Genomic DNA, 18,494 nt, shown 5'->3' on the forward strand with positions numbered 1-18,494 from the left:
GATCGGGCGGCCTCGGCCGCGAATCAGTTAGACTCTCGGTAAGGCCATCCTCCGGAGAGTAACCTTGCAGAACAGCGGCGGCGCGCGCGCATTCCAGAACGCGCGATTGCAGAAGAAGTTGATGAAGCAGGCGGATGCCATCATCTCCGCCGCGGCCGCCGCCTATGGCCAAGGCAAATTTGCCGAGACAGAGGCGCTATGCCGTGAGATCCTGAAAGCGCTTCCGGATCATGTCGACGCCTTGCACCTGCTCGGGATGTGTGCGCATGACGGCCGCCGCCTGGAGGAGGCCCGGGAGCTGCTCGATCGCGTGATTGCGCTCGATCCGCGCCTGCATGACGCCCATAACAACCTGGCGACCGTGCACTTCGACCTCGGTAATTTCGAGGAGGCGCGGCGGTGTCAGGAGAGGGCCATCGCGCTGAAGCCGAATTTCGTGGTCGCGCTGACCAACCTCGGCAATACGCTGATGCATCTGGGGCAGTACGAACAGGCGCTCGAACTGCACGAGCGCGCAATCAAGATCAAGCCGGACTACGCCGATGCGTTCTGCAATCGCGGAATGGTCGAGATAGTGCTTGGACAGATCATGCGCGCCAAGGAAAGTTTCGATCGCGCCTTGCTGTTTCAGCCGCGTCACGCCGAGGCAATCGTCGGCAGCAGCATGGTCAGCATGGAGCTCCGGCACCACGAGGAGGCGGCAGCCAAGCTTGCCACGGCGCTCGCGATCAAGCCCGGCTCGCCGAGGATTCTGGCCCAGCGAGGGCGGCTCAGTTACGAGTTGCAGCGCCTGGAGCCGGCGCTTGCGGATTTCGAGGCCGCGCTTGCCATTTCGCCCAAGCTCGAACTGGCCCTCCGGGGCAAGGCACAGGCCTGCCTCGTGATGGGGAAGACCGCGCAGGCGATGGCGGCCGCAACGGCCTTGATCGAGCAAAATCCGCGCTCCGAGGTCGGCTTGGCGCTGATGGGATTCTCTCATTCAAATCAGGGAGAGATGGACGCCGCGATCGAATATCTCGATCGCGCGCTGGCGATCCGCCCGGACTATGGAGATGCGATCAGGGGCAAGATCTTCTTGCAGGACTACCGCGCCGAGGCCGATTTCGCGCTCCAGCAGGCGGTACGACGAGATTGGTGGGACTTGATCGGCTCCAAGCTGCCGCGGCGGACGCTGCCGAAGCGGCCGCTCGATCCGGACAAGCAGATTGTGGTCGGCTATGTCGCTGCCGAATTCCGGCAACACTCGGCGGGCCTCACCTTGCTACCGGTGCTGCGCCATCATGATCACGCCAACTTCAAAATCATCTGCTATTATTCCTGGCCGGGAGCGGACGAGTACACCGCCATGTTCAAGTCGCTGGCGGACGTCTGGGTCGACGCCTGGGGCCTTTCGGACGACGAACTCGCCGATCGCATTCAGGCTGACAATGTCGACATCCTGATCGACGTTTCGGGCCATACGACCGGTAACAGGTTGCAAGTTTTCGCGCGGAAGCCTGCCCCGATCCAGGCCACTGGGTTCGGACACGCGACGGGCACGGGCATGCAGACCATGGACTATGTGCTCGCGGATCCCGTTTTCATTCCGCCGTCGGTCCGGCATCTGTTTCCCGAAAAGATCCACGATCTGCCGTGCTTGATCACGATGGAGCCCGTCTCGGATCTGCAGCCGTCCGAGTTGCCGATGCTCCGCAACGGCTACGTCACCTTCGGCGTGTTCAACCGCATCTACAAGATATCGGATGATGCGATCCGTGTGTGGTCGCGGATCATGCGCGAGGTTCCGGGATCCAAGATCGTCCTCAAGCACGGTCTGCTCGATGATCCCCTGCTGCGCGATAGCCTGATCGCGCGTTTCGTGGCGCAGGGCATTGCCGAGGAGAATATCACCTGCCTCGGCACCACCTCGCGCAACGACCACCTGATGGCCTTTGACAAGATCGATATTTCGCTCGACACGTTCCCACAGAATGGCGGCATCAGCACCTGGGAATCCCTCTATGCGGGCGTCCCGGTCGTCGCCAAGCTCGGCATTGGAGCCTCCTCGCGCGCCGGCGCTTCCATCGTGGCCGCCGTCGGTCTCGGCGACTGGGTCGCCGAGGATGACGATGGCTATGTCGAGATCGCCCGCAAGTTTGCATCGCAGCCCGATTATCTGGCGAAGTTGCGCGCGGGATTGCCGGCTCAGATCGCAGCCTCGCCCGCCGGCAATGTCGAGATCTACACGCGTGAGCTCGAAGCGGGTTACCGCCAGTTCTGGCGAGACTATTGTGCCGCCGCCTCGGAGAGCGGCGACGCTGCGGTAAGCGGGACAGACGCACCTAGCGGTTCCTGAGCCGGATCCTGCAGCGAGCCCCGGAATAGCCCGGAAGGGTTTCCGGTCCCGCCGACCGGCCGGCCCGCCGCGCGAATCAGTTAGTCTCGCCGCGGGGCATCTTCCGGAGAGACACCTTGCAGAGCAGCGTCGGCGCGCGCGCATTCCAGAATGCGCGATTGCAGAAGAAATTGAAGAAGCAGGCGGACGCCGTCATCTCTGCCGCGGCAAGCGCCTATGGCCAAGGCAGGTATGCGGAGACCGAGGCGCTCTGCCGCCAGATCGTGCAAGCCGTTCCGGATCATTTCGACGCCACGCACCTGCTCGGCCTGAGCGTGCAACAGGGCGGGCGCCTGGAAGAGGCGCAACAGCTGCTCGAGCGCGCGATCGCGATCGATCCGCGTTCGCACGAGGCCCACAACAATCTCGCGGCCGTGTACGTCGTCCTTCAGAAATTCGAGGCCGCTCGCGCATGCCAGGAGAAGGCGATCGCGCTGAAGCCGAATTTCACGCCGGCCCTGACCGGCCTCGGCAATACCTTGCTCAACATGAACCTGCCCGAGCAGGCGATCGAGATGTACGATCGCGCGATCAGGCTAAAGCCTGACTATGCCGACGCGTTCTGCAACCGTGGCCTGGCCGAGCTTGCGCTGCGCCAGCTTGATCGCGCCAGGCAAAGTTTCGAGCGGGCGCTGCTGTTTCAGCCGCGAAACGTGGAGGCGCTCGTCGGCAAAGGTTTGGTCAATATCGAGCTCAAGAACTTCGACGAGGCAAAGGGCGCGCTCGAGGCGGCGCTCGCGATCAGGCCAGGTTCGGCGAAGATCCTGGCGAACCGCGGACGGCTCAATTTTGAGATGTCGAGGTTGGAACAGGCGGCTGCGGATTTTGACGCAGCCCTTGCGATTTCGCCCAAGCTCGAGGTGGCCTTGCAGGGGAAGGCGCAAGTCTCGCTCGCCGTGGGAAATACGGCGCAGGCGATCCTGGCCTGCACCACGTTGCTGGAGGAAAATCCGCGCTCCGCGAGCGCGATGGCGCTGATGAGTGCTTGTTTTGCAAACCAGGGAGAGATCGCATCGGCGATCGAATTGCTGGATGCGGCGCTGGCCATTGTGACGGATGCCAGCCTGATCGGGCGGAAGATCTTTTTCCTGGACTATCTCTCCGACGCCGATTTCGCTGTTCAGCAGGCCGCCCGAACGCAGTGGTGGGACGCAATCGGCGTCAAATTGGCGCAAAGGAAGCTCGCGCCCCGGCAGTTCGATCCCGACAGGAGGATCGTGATCGGCTATGTCGCTGCCGAGTTCTGGTTCCACTCGGCAGGGTTCACGCTGTTGCCAGTGCTCGCTCATCACGATCATAGCAAATTCGAAATCGTCTGCTATTCGTGCTCACCGGTACGAGATGAAGTGACCGCCAAATTCGAGTCGCTGGCGGACGTCTGGGTCGAGGCCGGGCGGCTCTCGGACGATCAATTGGCCGATCGCATCGAGGCCGACAAGGTCGATATCCTGATCGACGTGTCCGGACACACGACCGGCAACAGGCTCCCTGTCTTTGCGCGGAAGCCGGCCCCCATCCAGGTCTCTGGATTCGGACACGCGACCGGCACTGGCCTTCGGACCATGGACTATGTGCTCGCGGATCCGGTCTTCATTCCGCAATCGGCCCGCCATCTGTTGGCCGAGAAGGTCCATGATCTGCCCTGCCTGATCACGATCGATCCGATCCTGGATGTGCCGCCCTCGGAGCTTCCGATGCTCCGCAATGGCTACGTGACCTTCGGCGTGTTCAACCGGATTTACAAGATTTCGGATGAGGCGATCCGCGTTTGGTCGCGCGTCATGCGTGAGGTGACCGGGTCGAAAATCATCATCAAGCATACTATGCTTGACGATCCCTTGGTGCGCGACCGCCTGATCGCGCGGTTCGTGGCGCATGGCGTCGCCGAAGCAAACATCACTTGCCTGGGCTCGAGCCCGCGCGCCGAGCATCTGCGGGCCTTTGCCAATGTCGATATTTCGCTCGACACGTTCCCGCAAAATGGCGGCGTCAGCACCTGGGAATCCCTCTATGCGGGCGTTCCGGTCGTCGCCAAGCTCGGTAACGGTGCCTCCTCGCGCGCCGGTGCCTCCATCGTGGCGGCCGTCGGTCTTGCCGACTGGGTTGCCGATGACGACGCGGGCTATGCCGCGATCGCGTGCAAATTTGCGGCGCAGCCCGCTCATCTGGCGAAGTTGCGCGCGGAGTTGCCGGCTCAGATTGCGGCCTCGCCCGCCGGCAATGTCGAGATCTACACGCGTGAGGTCGAGGCAGGATATCGCCGGTTCTGGCGCGACTATTGTGCCGTGGCCTCGGAACACGGCGAGGTGGCGTGAACCGGCCGAACCGCGACGATCAAACGAAGGGCGGCTTGATGTTGCTGCGCTTCTCCAGCCATTCCGGCACCGGAAGGTTCTTGGCGCGCATGAAGTCCGCATTGAACAGTTTTGACTGATAGCGGCTGCCGGAATCGCAGAGCACGGTGACGATGGTCTTGCCGGGGCCGAGCTGCTTGGCGAGGCGTATCGCGCCGGCGATGTTGATGCCGGTCGAGCCGCCGAGGCACAGGCCCTCGTGCTGGAGCAGGTCGTAGATCTCCGTGACGGCGTCAGTGTCGGGAATGAGATAGGCGTCATCGACCTTCGCGCTCTCGACGATCGCGGTCGCCCGGTTGAGGCCGATACCTTCGGTGATCGAACCGCCCGGCGTCGCCTTGGCTTCGCCGGTCCTGAAATAATCGAACATCCCGGCACCATGCGGGTCGGCGCAGGCGATCCGGACGTTCTTGTTCTTTTCCTTCAGAAGGCGGCTGACGCCGGCGAGCGTGCCGCCGCTGCCGACCGAGCAGACGAACCCGTCGACCTTGCCGCCGGTCTGCTCCCAGATCTCCGGCCCCGTGGACTCGTAATGCGCTTTCGCATTGTCGAGATTGTTCCACTGGTCGGCGAACAGCACGCCGTTAGGCTCGGTCTTGCGCAGCTCGTCGGCGAGCCGGCGGCCGACATGCTGGTAGTTGTTGGGATTGGCGTAAGGAAGCGCCGGCACCTCGATCAGCTCGGCGCCGCACAGCTTGAGAAAGTCCTTCTTCTCCTGGCTCTGCGTCTCCGGGATCACGATCAGCGTGCGATAGCCGCGCGCACTCGCCACGACCGCGAGCCCGATGCCGGTATTGCCGGCGGTCGCTTCCACCACGAGGCCGCCGGGCTTGAGCTCGCCGCGCTTCTCGGCCTCCAGGATCATCCACTTGCCGGCGCGGTCCTTCACCGACTGGCCGGGATTCATGAATTCGGCCTTGCCCAGAATGGTGCAGCCGGTCGCCTCCGAGGCGCGTTTGAGCTTGATCAGCGGGGTGTTGCCAATGGCTTCGACAACGTCGTTTCGAATGGTCATGTCAGGGGGAAATCACTGGCAAGGGGTTGATCAGGTTGGCCAGAACCTAGTGCCTGGGAGGCCAAAGGGGAAGGCTTTTGCGCTGCGGCGAAACGGGTGGAAGTGCCCCTCCGGGCAACCATATTTCGGGGGAAGATGAGCGCGGGCGATCCTGAGCTGCGGCGCCGGATTTCGGTGGAATGATTTGTCCGACAACTGTCAGGGCATGGAAGATAATGGTCGTCGCGATTAACCTTGGCGCCCAATCTCCGCCGGGGCGAGATGGCGGACGACACATCTGCACAACAGCTGCATATTCCTTCTCGATCACTGCCGGCTTCGTGACGATGGCCCGCCGCGGTTTGAGGTGGAGCCAAAGCCGCATAAAGCTTGTTGCCGACCAATGCTCCGCCGGATCAAACGGATCCGTGTGGGTGTGGCGCCAATATCACATGAAATCTTGGTAAGCTTGAATCCGCTTCGCGATGGCGGAAAAATACGAGAAGTCTTTGCAAGACAGCCATATCTTGCACTTTCATGGCGCGGATATCCGCGCATCCGGGTCGCCATCTCGCACCTGCGGGACTGTCCCGCTGTTCCGCGCCCGGCTAGTATGAAGCTCAAAGTTCCGCTGAAAGCATCACCGTTGTGATCGAGCTACACGAAGCCCCCCGACTGTCCGGCCGCGAATCGGTTAATCCGGCTGCGCGGTGGCGGCTCGGTCTGCCCGGCGGGGGGTGGAAGTGACACAGCATGTTCTGGCGACCGTCATGCGGCGGTCTCTGGGTTCTGCGTCCCGGACGCGTCGTGCGGCGCGCTGGCTTGCGGTGCTGTGCCTCGCCGCCGGTTCGGGCGGTTGCGTGCTGACGCAGGATCTTCCGGATCCCGCGCTCGATGTTCCCGCGCAGTACAAATACGCCGGGAAGGGGGATACGCCGCCGTCGCTGGATTGGTGGCGCGGCTTCCGTTCCGCCGAGCTGACGCAGCTGATGGAGGAGGCGCAGACCGTCAACCTCGACATCGCGGCCGCCGTCTCGCGCATCGTCCAGGCGGACGCCCAGGCGCGGCAGGCGGGCGCTGCGCTGCTGCCGAGCGTGTCGACCGGCGGATCGGAAACCTATTCACGCACCTCGGGCTCGTCGTCCTCGGGTCTCACCAACGGCGGCCGCGAGGTCGTCAATTATTCGGCTTCGCTGAGCGCGAGCTACCAGCTCGATTTCTGGGGCCAGAATCGCGACGCACTCCAGACCGCGGAGGAGACAGCGAACGCCAACCGTTTCGATCGTGACGTCGTCGCGCTCACGACGCTGGCGAGTGTCGCCAACGCCTATTTCCAGGTGCTGACCTCGCAGGATCGCCTCAGGACCTCCCAGCGCAACATCGCGAGCGCGCAACGCATCCTCGATGCCGTCAAGGAGCGTCGCAAGGCCGGCACCGGCACCGATCTCGACGTTGCCCAGCAGGAGAGCGTGGTCGCCAACCAGAAGGCGCTGGTGCCGCCGCTGCGCCAGACGCTCGACCAGAACGTCAACGCGCTCGCCGTGCTGGTCTCGCGCCCGCGCCGAGAGCGTGCGCGTGCTCGGCGGCTCCCTGGACCGGATCGCGATCCCGCGCGTGACGCCTGGCCTGCCGTCGGAGCTGCTGACGCAGCGGCCGGACATCCGCCGGCAGGAGGCGCAGCTCGCCTCGGCGACCGCGAACATCGGCAATGCCCGCGCGCAGTTCTTTCCGACCATCCAGCTCACCGGCAATGGCGGCTATCAGAGCTCGGCGCTGGTGTCGCTGTTCCAGCCGCATGCGGCCTTCTTCCAGCTGGTCGGCAGTGCCACCCAGCCAATCTTCGACGGCGGCAAGATCCTCGGCAATTTCGAATTTGCCAAGGCGCGGCAGGACGAACTGCTCCAGACCTACCGCAAGACCATCGTCCAGGCCTTCGCCGACGTCGACAATGCGCTGTTCTCGATCAAGCAGACTACGATCAAGCTGCAATTGCAGCGCGATGTCGTCACCGCCTCGCGGCGCGCGTTCGATCTGTCGGAGCAGCAATTGCGCGCCGGCACCGCCGATATCGTGACCGTGCTCAACACCCAGCTGACCCTGTTCCAGGCGGAAGACGCGCTGTCGCAGGCCCAACTCGCACGGCTTCTCGCCATCGTCAGCCTGTATCAGGCGCTCGGCGGCGGCTGGGAACCGAGGATGGAGAAACCGGTCAATGCTCTTTAAGCCGGATAAGAAGGATGACGCGAAGGCGGGGACGGTGAGGAAATCGTCGCGCGGCGGCTTCATCCTGACTCTGGTCACGCTCGCGATCCTCGGCGGCCTCGGCTATCTCGGCTGGACCGTGTGGCATCAGCAGCCGCAGCAGGCGAACGGCCGCAACCAGCGCCCCGATCTGCCGGTGCCGGTGCTGGCGGCAACGCCCCGCATCCAGGACGTCCCGGTCTATCTCGACGGCGTCGGCGCGATCCGCGCGCTCAACACCGTTACCGTGCGCTCGCAGGTCGACGGCAAGCTGATCGCGGTCAATTTCACCGAAGGCCAGGACGTCAAGAAGGGCGACGTGGTCGGCGAGATCGATCCCGCGCTCTATCAGGCGACGTACGATCAGGCGGTCGCCAAGAAGGCGCAGGACCAGGCCCAGCTCGCCAACCAGCGCATCGACTTGACGCGCTACGAGCAGCTCGCCGCCTCCAACGCCGGCTCCAAGCAGAAGGCCGACACACAGCGCGCGCTGGTCGCCCAGACCGAGGCGCTGGTCAAGGCCGACCAGGCCGCGATCGACAATGCGGCAGCGACGCTGAGCTATACCAAGATCGTGGCGCCGATCTCGGGGCGCGCCGGCCTGCGCCAGGTCGACCAGGGCAACATCATCCACGCCCCCGACACCACCGGCCTTGTCGTCATCACCCAATTGCAGCCGATCGCGGTGTGGTTCAGCCTGCCGCAGCAGCAGATCATGCGGGTCAATGCCGCCGCTGCCAAAGGCGCGCTGTCGGTCGACGTGTTCGGCAATGACGGCGTCACCGTGATCGACAGCGGCAAGCTCACCGGCATCGACAACCAGGTCGACCAGACCACCGGCACGCTCAGGCTCAAGGCTGAATTCCCCAACGCCAATTACCAGCTCTGGCCGGGCCAGTTCGTCAATGTCCGCCTCAAGGTCGAGACCTTGTCGCAGGCGCTGGTGGTGCCGACGTCGGCGGTGCAGCGCGGACCGATCGGCACCTTCAGCTATGTCATCGGCGAGGGCGACATCGTCTCGGCCAAGCCTGTGACGGTGACCCAGCAGAACGAGCATGACGCGGTCATTGCGAGCGGATTGACGGCGAACGACAAGGTCGTGACCGCAGGCTTCGCCAATCTGTCCGACGGCTCCAAGGTGATCGTCGGCCGCGACGAGCAGACCCCGTCGGCCGACCTCGTCCCGCGCAAGCGCACGCGTGCGCCGGATGGCCAGAAGAAGGATGGCCAGGCCAAGGACGGTCAGAAGGACGGGCTGAAGGACGGACAAGGCAAGGACGGCGAGCTTCGCGCCAAGCGGAGCAGCAGTGAGGGCGACCAGAAGGGCCAGACCGGTCCGGCGCCAGGGCCGGGGGCTCAACCATCGGGATCTGGAGCCAAACAGCCATGATCCCGGCAACAGCCGCCTGAGCGGCAGGCGCATCCCATGGTGTCTCCGACCCCTTTATCCGGCGGCCGATCGCAACCTCGCTGCTCGGCATTGCGCTGCTGATTGGCGGCGTGCTCGGCTAAGGTCGGAATCGCAGTCGACGCCCGTAATTCGCCTTGCTCCATGCCTTCCGCTCACTGGTTTCCCCCGAACGTTCGATTGTCGAGATCCTTCCCCAGACCGACAGGGGGGTGCTCGTGGCTCGGCCAAAGTCAGCGGTCTCGCTCTGCCCCTGTTGCGGCGGCCAGACGGGTCGCGTCCACAGCCATTACGAGCGACGCTTAGCCGATCTGCCATGGCAGGGGCGGGTTGTCGAAATCCGGCTTCAGGCGCGACGCTTTCGATGCGCGAATCCGCAATGCCCGCGTCGGATATTCACTGAGCGGCTACCGGCAACGGTGCGGCCGAAAGCAAGACGCACAACCCGCCTCGGCGAGAGCCAGCTGGCGATCGGCTTTGCGGTCGGCGGTGAGCCCGGCTCGCGCCTGTCGCGCAAACTGGCCATGCCAGTCAGCGGCGACACCCTTGCCGGATTTCGTTGCCCCGACCGTCGTCGGCATCGACGATTGGGCTTGGCGTCGTGGCCAGCGATGTGGAACGATCATCTGCGATCTGGAGCGCAATTGCGTGCTTGACCTGCTTCCCGATCGTAACGCCGGCAGTGTTGCGAGCTGGCTGAAGCGCTGGCCGGAGATCAAGGTCGTCGCCCGCGATCGTGCGGGACTTTATACTGATGGCGCACGCTGCGGCGCCCCCGACGCGGTGCAGGTGGCGGACCGCTGGCACCTGCTCAACAGTCTGGGTGAGGCCCTGCGCCACGCGGTCGGCCGCCATCGTCACAGCATAGCCGCCGCCGTGCAAATCATGGCGTCCGTGCAACGACCGAAGACTGGCAGTTCCACGCTCCCGCCCGGCCTTGCACAATTGCGGGCGGATCGAAAGGCTGCACGACGCGAACGCTGGGATGAAATCTGTCGCCTAAGAATTGGACGCGCATCGCTCCCAGCTCCTAGAGCGCTTTCCGATCACGTTGCGTCGTAACCAGCCGCGACGAGATAATTTTGACATTCCTCGGGTGAGAAGCGTTTGAGAGCGTTGGCGATTGCTTGCCAGAGATCGGGCATGGTGCGCGCTGCGGCGGCCCGCAACAGCGCTTTCAGTTTGGAGAAGGCCATTTCAATCGGGTAGAAGTCTGGACTGTAGGACGGAAGATAGAGCAGGCTAGCTCCGGCCGCCTGGATGGCCTCTCGAACGCTATGGACCTTGTGAGCGGGCAAGTTGATGGGGTGGACGCCCCCTCACGGCATCGCTGTGCCAAAGTGGTGTCGTTGACCATCACTTGAACGGAGGCGTCCATGTCGGAAGTTAGCATAATCGGGTTGGATCTGGCGAAGAATGTGTTCCAGATGCACGGCGCGGATGCATCAGGAACCGTGCTTTTCCGCAAGAAGCTGCGCCGGGATCAGGTCCTTAAATGTCTTGCCGCGCAGCCGACGTGCACGGTCGCCATGGAGGCCTGCGCCAGCAGCCACTACTGGGGGCGCGAGATCGGGAGATTGGGGCATGCGGTGCGACTCGCGCCAGACTATGTAAAGCCTTTCGTAAAGCGGCAGAAGAATGATGCCGCCGATGCGGAAGCAATCTGCGAAGCCGCCCAGCGGCGCACCGTGCGCTCGCAGGTCGACGGCAAGCTGATCGCGGTCAATTTCACCGAAGGCCAGGACGTCAAGAAGGGCGACGTGGTCGGCGAGATCGATCCAGCGCTCTATCAGGCGACGTACGATCAGGCGGTCGCCAAGAAGGCGCAGGACCAGGCCCAGCTCGCCAACCAGCGCATTGACCTCACCCGCTATGAGCAGCTCGCCGCCTCCAACGCCGGCTCCAAGCAACAGGCCGATACGCAGCGCGCGCTGGTCGCCCAGACCGAGGCGCTGGTGAAGGCCGACCAGGCCGCGATCGACAATGCGGCGGCGACGCTGAGCTATACCAAGATCGTTGCGCCGATCTCGGGGCGCGCCGGCCTGCGCCAGGTCGACCAGGGCAACATCATCCACGCCGCCGACACCACCGGCCTCGTCGTCATCACGCAATTGCAGCCGATCGCGGTGTGGTTCAGCCTGCCGCAGCAGCAGATCATGCGGGTCAATGCGGCCGCCGCCAAGGGCGCGCTCGCAGTCGACGTGTTCGGCAATGACGGCGTCACCGTGATCGATACCGGCAAGCTGACCGGCATCGACAACCAGGTCGACCAGACCACCGGCACGCTCAGGCTCAAGGCTGAGTTCCCCAACGCCAATTACCAGCTCTGGCCGGGCCAGTTCGTCAATGTCCGCCTCAAGGTCGAGACCTTGATGCAGGCGCTGGTCGTCCCGACGTCGGCGGTCCAGCGCGGTCCGATCGGCACCTTCAGCTATGTCATCGGCGAAGACAACGTCGTCTCGGCCAAGCCCGTGACGGTGACCCAGCAGAACGAGCATGACGCCGTCATCGCCAGCGGCCTGTCGGCGAACGACCGCGTCGTGACGACAGGCTTTGCCAATCTGTCCGATGGCTCAAAGGTCGTCGTCGGACGCGACGACCAGACGCCGTCGGCCGACCTCGCGCCGCGCAAGCGCTCGCGCGGGCCGGACGCTCAGAAAAAGGATGGCGCCAAGGACGGCCAAAAGGACGGCGAGCCCCGCGCCAAGCGGAGCAGCAGCGAAGGCGACCAGAAGGGACAGACCGGGCCGGCACCGGGACCCGGGGCAACGGGAAGTGGAGCCAAGCAGCCATGATCCCGACAACAGCCGCCTGAGCGGCAGGCGCATCCCATGGGTGTCTCCGAACCCTTCATCCGCCGTCCCATTGCGACCTCGCTGCTCGGCATCGCGCTCCTGATCGGCGGGCTGCTGGGCTATTTCTCGCTCCCGGTCTCGGCGCTGCCGCAGGTCGACTTCCCGACCGTGCAGGTGACGACGCAGCTGCCGGGCGCCAGCCCCGACGTGATCGCCTCGCTGATCACCGCGCCGCTGGAGCGGCAGCTCGGCCAGATCCCGTCGCTGTCGGCGATGAACTCGACGAGCTCGTTCGGCGTCAGCCAGATCTCGCTCCAGTTCGACCTCAACCGCGACATCGACGGCGCGACCCAGGACGTCCAGGCCGCGATTAACGCCGCAGCCGGCGTGCTGCCCAAGACGCTGCCATATCCGCCGACCTACGCCAAGGTGAACCCGGCGGATGCGCCAGTCATGACGCTGGCGCTGCGTTCGGACACGATCTCGCTGCGGGCGATGAGCGACATCGCCGATACGCTTCTGGCGCAACGGCTGAGCCAGATCTCCGGCGTCGGGCGCGTTTCCGTGCTCGGCGGGCTGAAGCCGGCCGTGCGCATCCAGGCGGATCTGGCGCGGCTGGCGGCCTATGGTATCGCCATGGAGGATCTGCGCACCGCGATCGCCAATGCCAACGTCTCGGGTCCGAAGGGCTCGCTCGACGGCGCGCAGCAATCCTACATCATCGCCGCCAACGACCAGATCGCCGCCGCCGAGGCCTACAAGCCTGTCATCATCGCCTATCGCAACGGCTCGCCGGTCACGATCGCCGACGTCGCGCAGATCGTCGATGGCCTGGAGAACGACCGCACTGGCGGCTGGTACCAGGGCACGCCGGCCGTCATCATCGACATCCAGCGCCAACCCGGCGCCAACGTCATCGACGTCGTCAGCCAGATCCGCGCCGAAATCCCGAAGGTCCAGCGCGCGATCCCGGCCGGCGTGAACCTCACCATCGTCTCCGACCGCACCGTCACCATCCGCGCCTCGGTGCGCGACGTGCAGTTCACGCTGATCCTCAGCGTCGTGCTGGTGACGCTGGTGGTGCTGCTGTTCCTGCGCTCGCTCAGGGCCACGCTGATCGCGGGCGTGGCGTTGCCGCTGTCGCTGATCACGAGCTTCGGCATCATGTATTTTGCCGGCTTCAGCCTCGACAATCTGTCGCTGATGGCGCTTACGATCGGCACCGGCTTCGTGGTCGACGACGCCATCGTGATGATCGAGAACATCGTCCGCCACATGGAGAATGGCGACGGGCCGATGGAGGCCTCGCTGAAAGGCGCGAGCGAAATCGGCTTCACGGTGATCTCGCTGACGGTGTCGCTGATCGCGGTGTTCATCCCGCTCTTGTTCATGTCGGGCCTCGTCGGGCGCATGTTCCGCGAATTCGCGCTGACGCTGACGATCGCGGTCGTGACCTCGGCCGTGGTCTCGCTGACGCTGACGCCGATGATGTGCTCGCGGCTGCTGAGGCACGCCCATGAGGAAGTGGCGGTGCCGGGCCTCGCTGCGATCAGCCGCTTCATCGACCGCACCGTCGAGTTCTATCACCGCACGCTGCTCTGGGTTCTGGAGCGCCAGCGCGCCACGCTGGTCGTGACCTTCGCCACGCTGATCGCAACCCTCGTCCTCTACGTCGTGGCGCCAAAGGGCTTCCTGCCGCTTCAGGACACCGCCTCGATCACGGCGGTGACGGAGGCCGGACCCGACGTCTCGTTCGCGGAGATGCAGAAGCGGCAGGCCGAGGCCGCCGACGCCATCAAGGCAGACCCCGACGTGGTCGGCGTCGTCTCGGTGATCGGCGCCGGCTCGGTCAATCCGACCACCAATGTCGGCCGTCTCGTCATGACCTTGAAACCGCGCGGCGAGCGGCGTGACGACGTCAGCGTGGTCGTGACCCGGCTGAAGCAGAGGGTGTCGGGCATCCCCGGCATGACCGTCTATTTCCAGCCGGTGCAGGACGTGCAGATCTCGAACCAGTCGAGCCGCTCGCAATACCAGTACACGCTGACCGGCACCGATGCGGCGCTGGTGTCGGAATGGGCGCGCAAGCTGGTTGCGGAGATGCGGCGCGATCCCTTGTTCCGCGACGTCTCCTCGGAGGCGCAGGAGGGCGGCCTGCGGGCGCAGCTCGATGTGGATCGAACGCGGGCGGGCCAGCTCGGCGTGAGCCTGCAAGGCATCACCGACACGCTGAACGATGCCTTCGCCCAGCGGCAGATCTCGACCATCTACGGCCAGGCCAACCAGTACCGCGTCGTGCTGGAGGCGCTGCCGATGTACCAGCGCGATCCCTCGATCCTGTCGAAGCTCTATCTGCCGGGCGCCGCGAGCGCCATCGTCGGCGCGCCCAACGCCCAGGTGCCGCTGTCGGCGGTGGCGACGCTGAAGCGCACCACGGCGCCGCTGGCGATCTCGCACCAGGCGCAATTCCCGGCGATCTCGCTCAGCTTCAACCTCGCGCCGGGCGCAGCCCTCGGCGATGCCGTCGAAGCGGTGAAGACGATCGAGACCCGCATCGAAATGCCCAACAGCATCGTCGGGGTCTATGCCGGCGATGCCGCCGAATTCGCCAAGGCGCTCGCCGGCCAGCCCTGGCTGCTGCTCGCCGCCGTCATCACGATCTACATCGTGCTCGGCGTGCTCTACGAGAGCTACATCCACCCGATCACCATCCTGTCGACGCTGCCCTCGGCCGGCGTCGGCGCGATCCTGGCGCTGGTCCTGTGCGGACAGGATCTCTCGGTGATCGGCCTGATCGGCATCATCCTGCTGATGGGCATCGTCAAGAAGAACGCGATCATGATGATCGACTTCGCGCTCGAGGCCGAGCGCGGGCAGGGGATGTCGCCCAACGAGGCGATCGTGCAGGCGTGTCTCCTGCGCTTCCGCCCGATCATGATGACGACGCTGGCCGCGCTGTTCGGCGCGCTGCCGCTGGCGATCGAGAGCGGCACCGGCGCCGAGCTGCGCTTTCCGCTCGGCATCTCCATCATCGGCGGCCTGCTGCTGAGCCAGCTCCTGACGCTGTACACCACGCCCGTGATCTACCTGGCGCTCGACCGCATCAACCGCCGCCTCGAGCAGGCGCTGCCGCCGGCCGAATCCGGCGGCCCGCCGGTCGCGGGCGCGACCGAGGGGATGCAGTGATGGCATCGATCTCGGAGCCCTTCATCCGCCGCCCGGTCGCGACCACGCTGCTGTCGATCGGGTTGTTCCTGCTGGGTGTCGTCGCCTACGAGTTCCTGCCCGTCGCCTCGGTCCCGAACGTCGACTTCCCCGCCATCTTCGTCTCGGCCAGCCGGCCCGGCGCCGACCCTTCCGTGATGGCGGCGACTGTGGCCTCGCCGCTGGAGCGGCGGTTAGGTGAGATATCAGGCATCAACCAGATCACCTCGACGTCGTCGCTCGGCGTCACCAACATCCAGCTCCAGTTCGACATCGGCCGCAACATCGACAAGGCCGCGCGCGACGTGCAGGCCGCGATCAACGCCTCGTTGGTGGACCTGCCGAGCGATCTGCCGACCCTGCCGCGCTTCCGGAAAGCGAACACGGCCGGCGCGCCCGTCTTCGTGCTGGCGCTGACCTCGAAGACACTGTCGGCGAGCGCGATCTACGACGTCGCCGATACGGTGCTGGCGCAGCGCATCTCGCAGGTGCCGGGGGTCGGCGACGTCACGGTCAGCGGCGCCGACCAGCCGGCCGTGCGGGTGCAGCTGAACCCCGTCGCGCTGTCGAACGCCGGCATCGCCACCGACGACGTGCGGACCGCAATCGTCAACGCCAATCCGCTTGGTCCCGTCGGCATCTTCAACGGCGAGCGCCAGAGCGAGACGCTGTCGCTGAACAAGCAGATGCGCACCGCGAAAGAGTTCCGCGACATCGTCATCAAGAGCTCCAACGGCAATTTCGTCCGGCTTTCCGACGTCGCCGAAATCGAGGACTCCGTCCGCAACGCCCGCTCGATCGCCTGGTTCAACAAGCAGCCGGCGGTGCTGATCCAGATCACCAAGCAGGGCGATGCCAACGTCATCGACACCGTCGACCGCGTGAAGGCGCTGATCCCCGAGCTGAAGCAATGGATCCCGGCCGGCGTGGACATTTCCACCCTGGTCGATCGCACCAGCACGATCCGCGCCAGCGTCCTCGACATGCAGTGGACCCTGCTGGCAACCGCCATCCTCGTGATGCTCGTCGTGTTCGTGTTCCTGCGGCGGATGACGCCGACGATCGCGGCCGGCATCTCGGTGCCGCTGGCGCTGGCTGGCACCTGCGCCGGGATGTGGGTCGCAGGCTTCTCGATCGACAATTTGTCGCTGATGGCGCTCGCCATCTCCGTCGGCTTCGTGGTGGACGATGCCATCGTCATGATCGAGAACATGTTCCGCAATCTCGAGCACGGCATGCGGCCGTTCGAGGCGGCGCTGGAGGGGGCGAAGCAGATCGGATTCACCGTCGTGTCGATCAGCCTGTCGCTGATCGCCGCCTTCACCCCGCTGATCTTCATGGACGGCATCGTCGGCCGCCTGCTGCGCGAATTCTCGCTGACGCTCACCTTCGCGATCCTGGTCTCGACGCTGGTGTCGCTGACCGTGACGCCGATGATCTGCGCCCATTACATCCGGCAGACCACCTCCGGCACCGCGACCCTGTTCGATCGCCTGATCGAGGGCTCGCTGTCGCGCATCGTCGCCTTCTACACCCGCACCCTGCGCACCGTGCTGGAATTCCCGCTGCTGACGCTGCTGGTGTTCTTCGCCACCATCGGTCTCACGGTGACGCTCTACATCAAGGTGCCCAAGGGCTATTTCCCGACCGACGATTCCGGCTTCGTCATCGGCGCGACGCGGGCCTCGGCCGACATCTCGTTCCAATCGATGCTCAGCCTCCAGCAGCGGCTCGCCGACATCGTGATGCAGGATCCGGCCGTGGCCGGCATCGGCTCGACCGTCGGCAGCGGAGGCGGGGGCCCGGGGGCGGCGACCTCGAACCGCGGCACCATGTTCATCAGCCTGAAGCCGCCGGAGGAACGCGACCACGTCTCGACACAGGTCGTGATCGACCGTCTCAGGCGCGCGCTGTTCCCGGTGCCCGGCATCCGCCTCTTCATGTTCGCCGCCCAGGACGTGCGCGCCGGCGGACGGCAGAGCGATTCCGACTACCAGTACACGCTCTCCTCGACCGATCTCGACCTGTTGCAGAAATGGGCGCCGATCGTCGCCAAGCGCATGGAGAGCGTCGAAGGCATCACCGACATTTCCAGCGATCGCGATCCCGGCGGGCTTCAACTGACGCTCAGCATCGACCGCCAGAAGGCCTCGGCGCTCGGCGTCAAGGTTCAGGACATCGACAACGCGCTGAACAACGCGTTCTCGCAGCGGCAGATCTCGATCATCTACACCCAGCGTAACCAGTACATGACCGTGCTGGAGATCGACCCGAAATTCCAGGTCGATCCTTCCAACCTCGATCGCATCTATGTCGCCGGCGCCGGCGACGTGCAGGTGCCGCTGTCGGCCGTGGTGCGCGCGACGCGCGGCCTTGCCGCGCTCGCGGTCTATCATTCGCAGTCGTTCCCTTCGACCACGGTGTCGTTCAACCTGCTGCCGGACGTGCCGCTCCAGGCTGCGACGCAGAACATCCAGCGGGCGGTCGAGGAGCTGCATATGCCGGAAGGCATCCGCGGCAGCTTCGACGGCAATGCCGGCGATTTCGCCAGGACCAGTGGCCGCCAGCCGCTGCTGATCCTCGGTGCGCTGGTGGCGATGTATATCGTGCTTGGCGTGCTCTATGAGAGCCTCGCCCATCCGCTCACGATCATCTCGACGCTGCCCTCGGCCGGCCTCGGCGCGCTGCTGGCCCTGCAGATCACCAACACGCCGCTGACGGTGATCGCCTTCGTCGGCATCATCCTCTTGATCGGCATCGTCAAGAAGAACGGCATCATGATGGTGGACTTCGCGCTCGACGCCGAGCGCCAGCGCGGCCTGTCCTCGGCGGAGGCGATCTTCGAGGCCTGCCAGGCCCGGTTTCGCCCCATCCTGATGACGACGATGGCGGCGCTGTTCGCCGGCATTCCGCTGGTCGTTGCGACCGGGCCCGGCACCGAGCTCCGCCGTCCGCTCGGCATCACCATCATCGGCGGCCTGTTCGTCTCGCAGATCCTGACGCTCTACACCACGCCCGTGATCTACCTGCTGATCGACCGCCTGCGGCGGCGAACAGGGCCGCGTCCGCTGCCCGCACCGGCGGAATAGGTTGTTGAACCGCCGTGCAAAGCGTATAGCGGCGG

Annotated in this window: 9 protein-coding genes and 2 pseudogenes; 9 read left to right on the top strand and 2 right to left on the bottom strand. The window is 65.0% G+C overall.

What is annotated here, in order from left to right:
• Positions 1 to 64: 64 nt before the first annotated feature.
• A complete protein-coding gene (locus WN73_RS38835; protein ID WP_271557506.1) occupies positions 65 to 2,335 on the top strand; it encodes an O-linked N-acetylglucosamine transferase, SPINDLY family protein in 2,271 nt (756 codons plus the stop codon).
• A gap of 116 nt (positions 2,336 to 2,451) precedes the next feature.
• The gene (locus WN73_RS38840; protein WP_271557508.1) at positions 2,452 to 4,689 is read left to right on the top strand and encodes an O-linked N-acetylglucosamine transferase, SPINDLY family protein; all 2,238 of its coding nucleotides are present in this window, start codon (positions 2,452 to 2,454) and stop codon (positions 4,687 to 4,689) included.
• Between the two features lie 19 nt (positions 4,690 to 4,708).
• On the opposite strand, the gene WN73_RS38845 is transcribed toward WN73_RS38840, so the two are convergent.
• Positions 4,709 to 5,743 (bottom strand): cysteine synthase A, encoded by a 1,035-nt coding sequence (locus WN73_RS38845; RefSeq protein WP_011087225.1) that lies wholly within the window; start codon positions 5,741 to 5,743, stop codon positions 4,709 to 4,711.
• 749 nt (positions 5,744 to 6,492) lie between these two features.
• On the opposite strand from WN73_RS38845, the pseudogene WN73_RS38850 reads away from it, so the two are divergent.
• The 4 genes and pseudogenes from WN73_RS38850 (at position 6,493) to WN73_RS38865 (ending at position 10,433) form a co-directional block, all read left to right on the top strand.
• Positions 6,493 to 7,945 (top strand): annotated as a pseudogene (locus WN73_RS38850) (efflux transporter outer membrane subunit).
• Positions 7,935 to 9,353, top strand: coding sequence for an efflux RND transporter periplasmic adaptor subunit (locus tag WN73_RS38855; RefSeq protein WP_271557511.1), 1,419 nt, complete (start codon positions 7,935 to 7,937; stop codon positions 9,351 to 9,353). Before WN73_RS38850 ends, WN73_RS38855 begins: the two are co-directional and overlap by 11 nt.
• Before the next feature lie 236 nt (positions 9,354 to 9,589).
• Positions 9,590 to 10,027 (top strand): transposase family protein, encoded by a 438-nt coding sequence (locus tag WN73_RS38860; RefSeq protein WP_271557925.1) that lies wholly within the window; start codon positions 9,590 to 9,592, stop codon positions 10,025 to 10,027.
• Positions 9,918 to 10,433, top strand: coding sequence for a transposase (locus WN73_RS38865; RefSeq protein ID WP_271557514.1), 516 nt, complete (start codon positions 9,918 to 9,920; stop codon positions 10,431 to 10,433). The genes WN73_RS38860 and WN73_RS38865 overlap by 110 nt, the downstream gene beginning before the upstream one ends.
• Here the strand turns inward: WN73_RS38865 and WN73_RS38870 are convergent.
• A pseudogene (locus tag WN73_RS38870) lies at positions 10,418 to 10,672 on the bottom strand (transposase); the annotation flags it as partial. The gene WN73_RS38865 and the pseudogene WN73_RS38870 overlap by 16 nt on opposite strands.
• 75 nt (positions 10,673 to 10,747) lie before the next feature.
• Here WN73_RS38870 and WN73_RS38875 point away from each other — a divergent pair.
• The 3 genes from WN73_RS38875 to WN73_RS38885 are packed head-to-tail and all read left to right on the top strand — an operon-like array spanning position 10,748 to position 18,459.
• Entirely contained in the window at positions 10,748 to 12,166 is a 1,419-nt protein-coding gene (locus WN73_RS38875) for an efflux RND transporter periplasmic adaptor subunit (protein WP_271557517.1), read from the top strand.
• A 36-nt stretch (positions 12,167 to 12,202) separates the two neighbouring features.
• The gene (locus tag WN73_RS38880) at positions 12,203 to 15,352 is read left to right on the top strand and encodes an efflux RND transporter permease subunit (RefSeq protein WP_271557519.1); all 3,150 of its coding nucleotides are present in this window, start codon (positions 12,203 to 12,205) and stop codon (positions 15,350 to 15,352) included.
• Positions 15,352 to 18,459 carry an efflux RND transporter permease subunit gene (locus tag WN73_RS38885; RefSeq protein ID WP_271557520.1) on the top strand — a complete coding sequence of 1,036 codons (3,108 nt, stop codon included), beginning with the start codon at positions 15,352 to 15,354 and terminating at the stop codon, positions 18,457 to 18,459. The genes WN73_RS38880 and WN73_RS38885 overlap by 1 nt, the downstream gene beginning before the upstream one ends.
• Positions 18,460 to 18,494 lie beyond the last annotated feature (35 nt).

This window comes from Bradyrhizobium sp. CCBAU 45394, from assembly GCF_028128655.1.
Classification (GTDB): Bacteria; Pseudomonadota; Alphaproteobacteria; order Rhizobiales; family Xanthobacteraceae; genus Bradyrhizobium; species Bradyrhizobium diazoefficiens.

Excerpts from the sequence above, each read along its gene's own strand:
- WN73_RS38885 (WP_271557520.1), top strand. The coding sequence starts at position 15,352 with ATGGCATCGATCTCGGAGCCCTTCATCCGCCGCCCGGTCGCGACCACG.
- WN73_RS38845 (WP_011087225.1), bottom strand. The coding sequence starts at position 5,743 with ATGACCATTCGAAACGACGTTGTCGAAGCCATTGGCAACACCCCGCTG.
- WN73_RS38875 (WP_271557517.1), top strand. The coding sequence starts at position 10,748 with ATGTCGGAAGTTAGCATAATCGGGTTGGATCTGGCGAAGAATGTGTTC.
- WN73_RS38855 (WP_271557511.1), top strand. The coding sequence starts at position 7,935 with ATGCTCTTTAAGCCGGATAAGAAGGATGACGCGAAGGCGGGGACGGTG.
- WN73_RS38880 (WP_271557519.1), top strand. The coding sequence starts at position 12,203 with ATGGGTGTCTCCGAACCCTTCATCCGCCGTCCCATTGCGACCTCGCTG.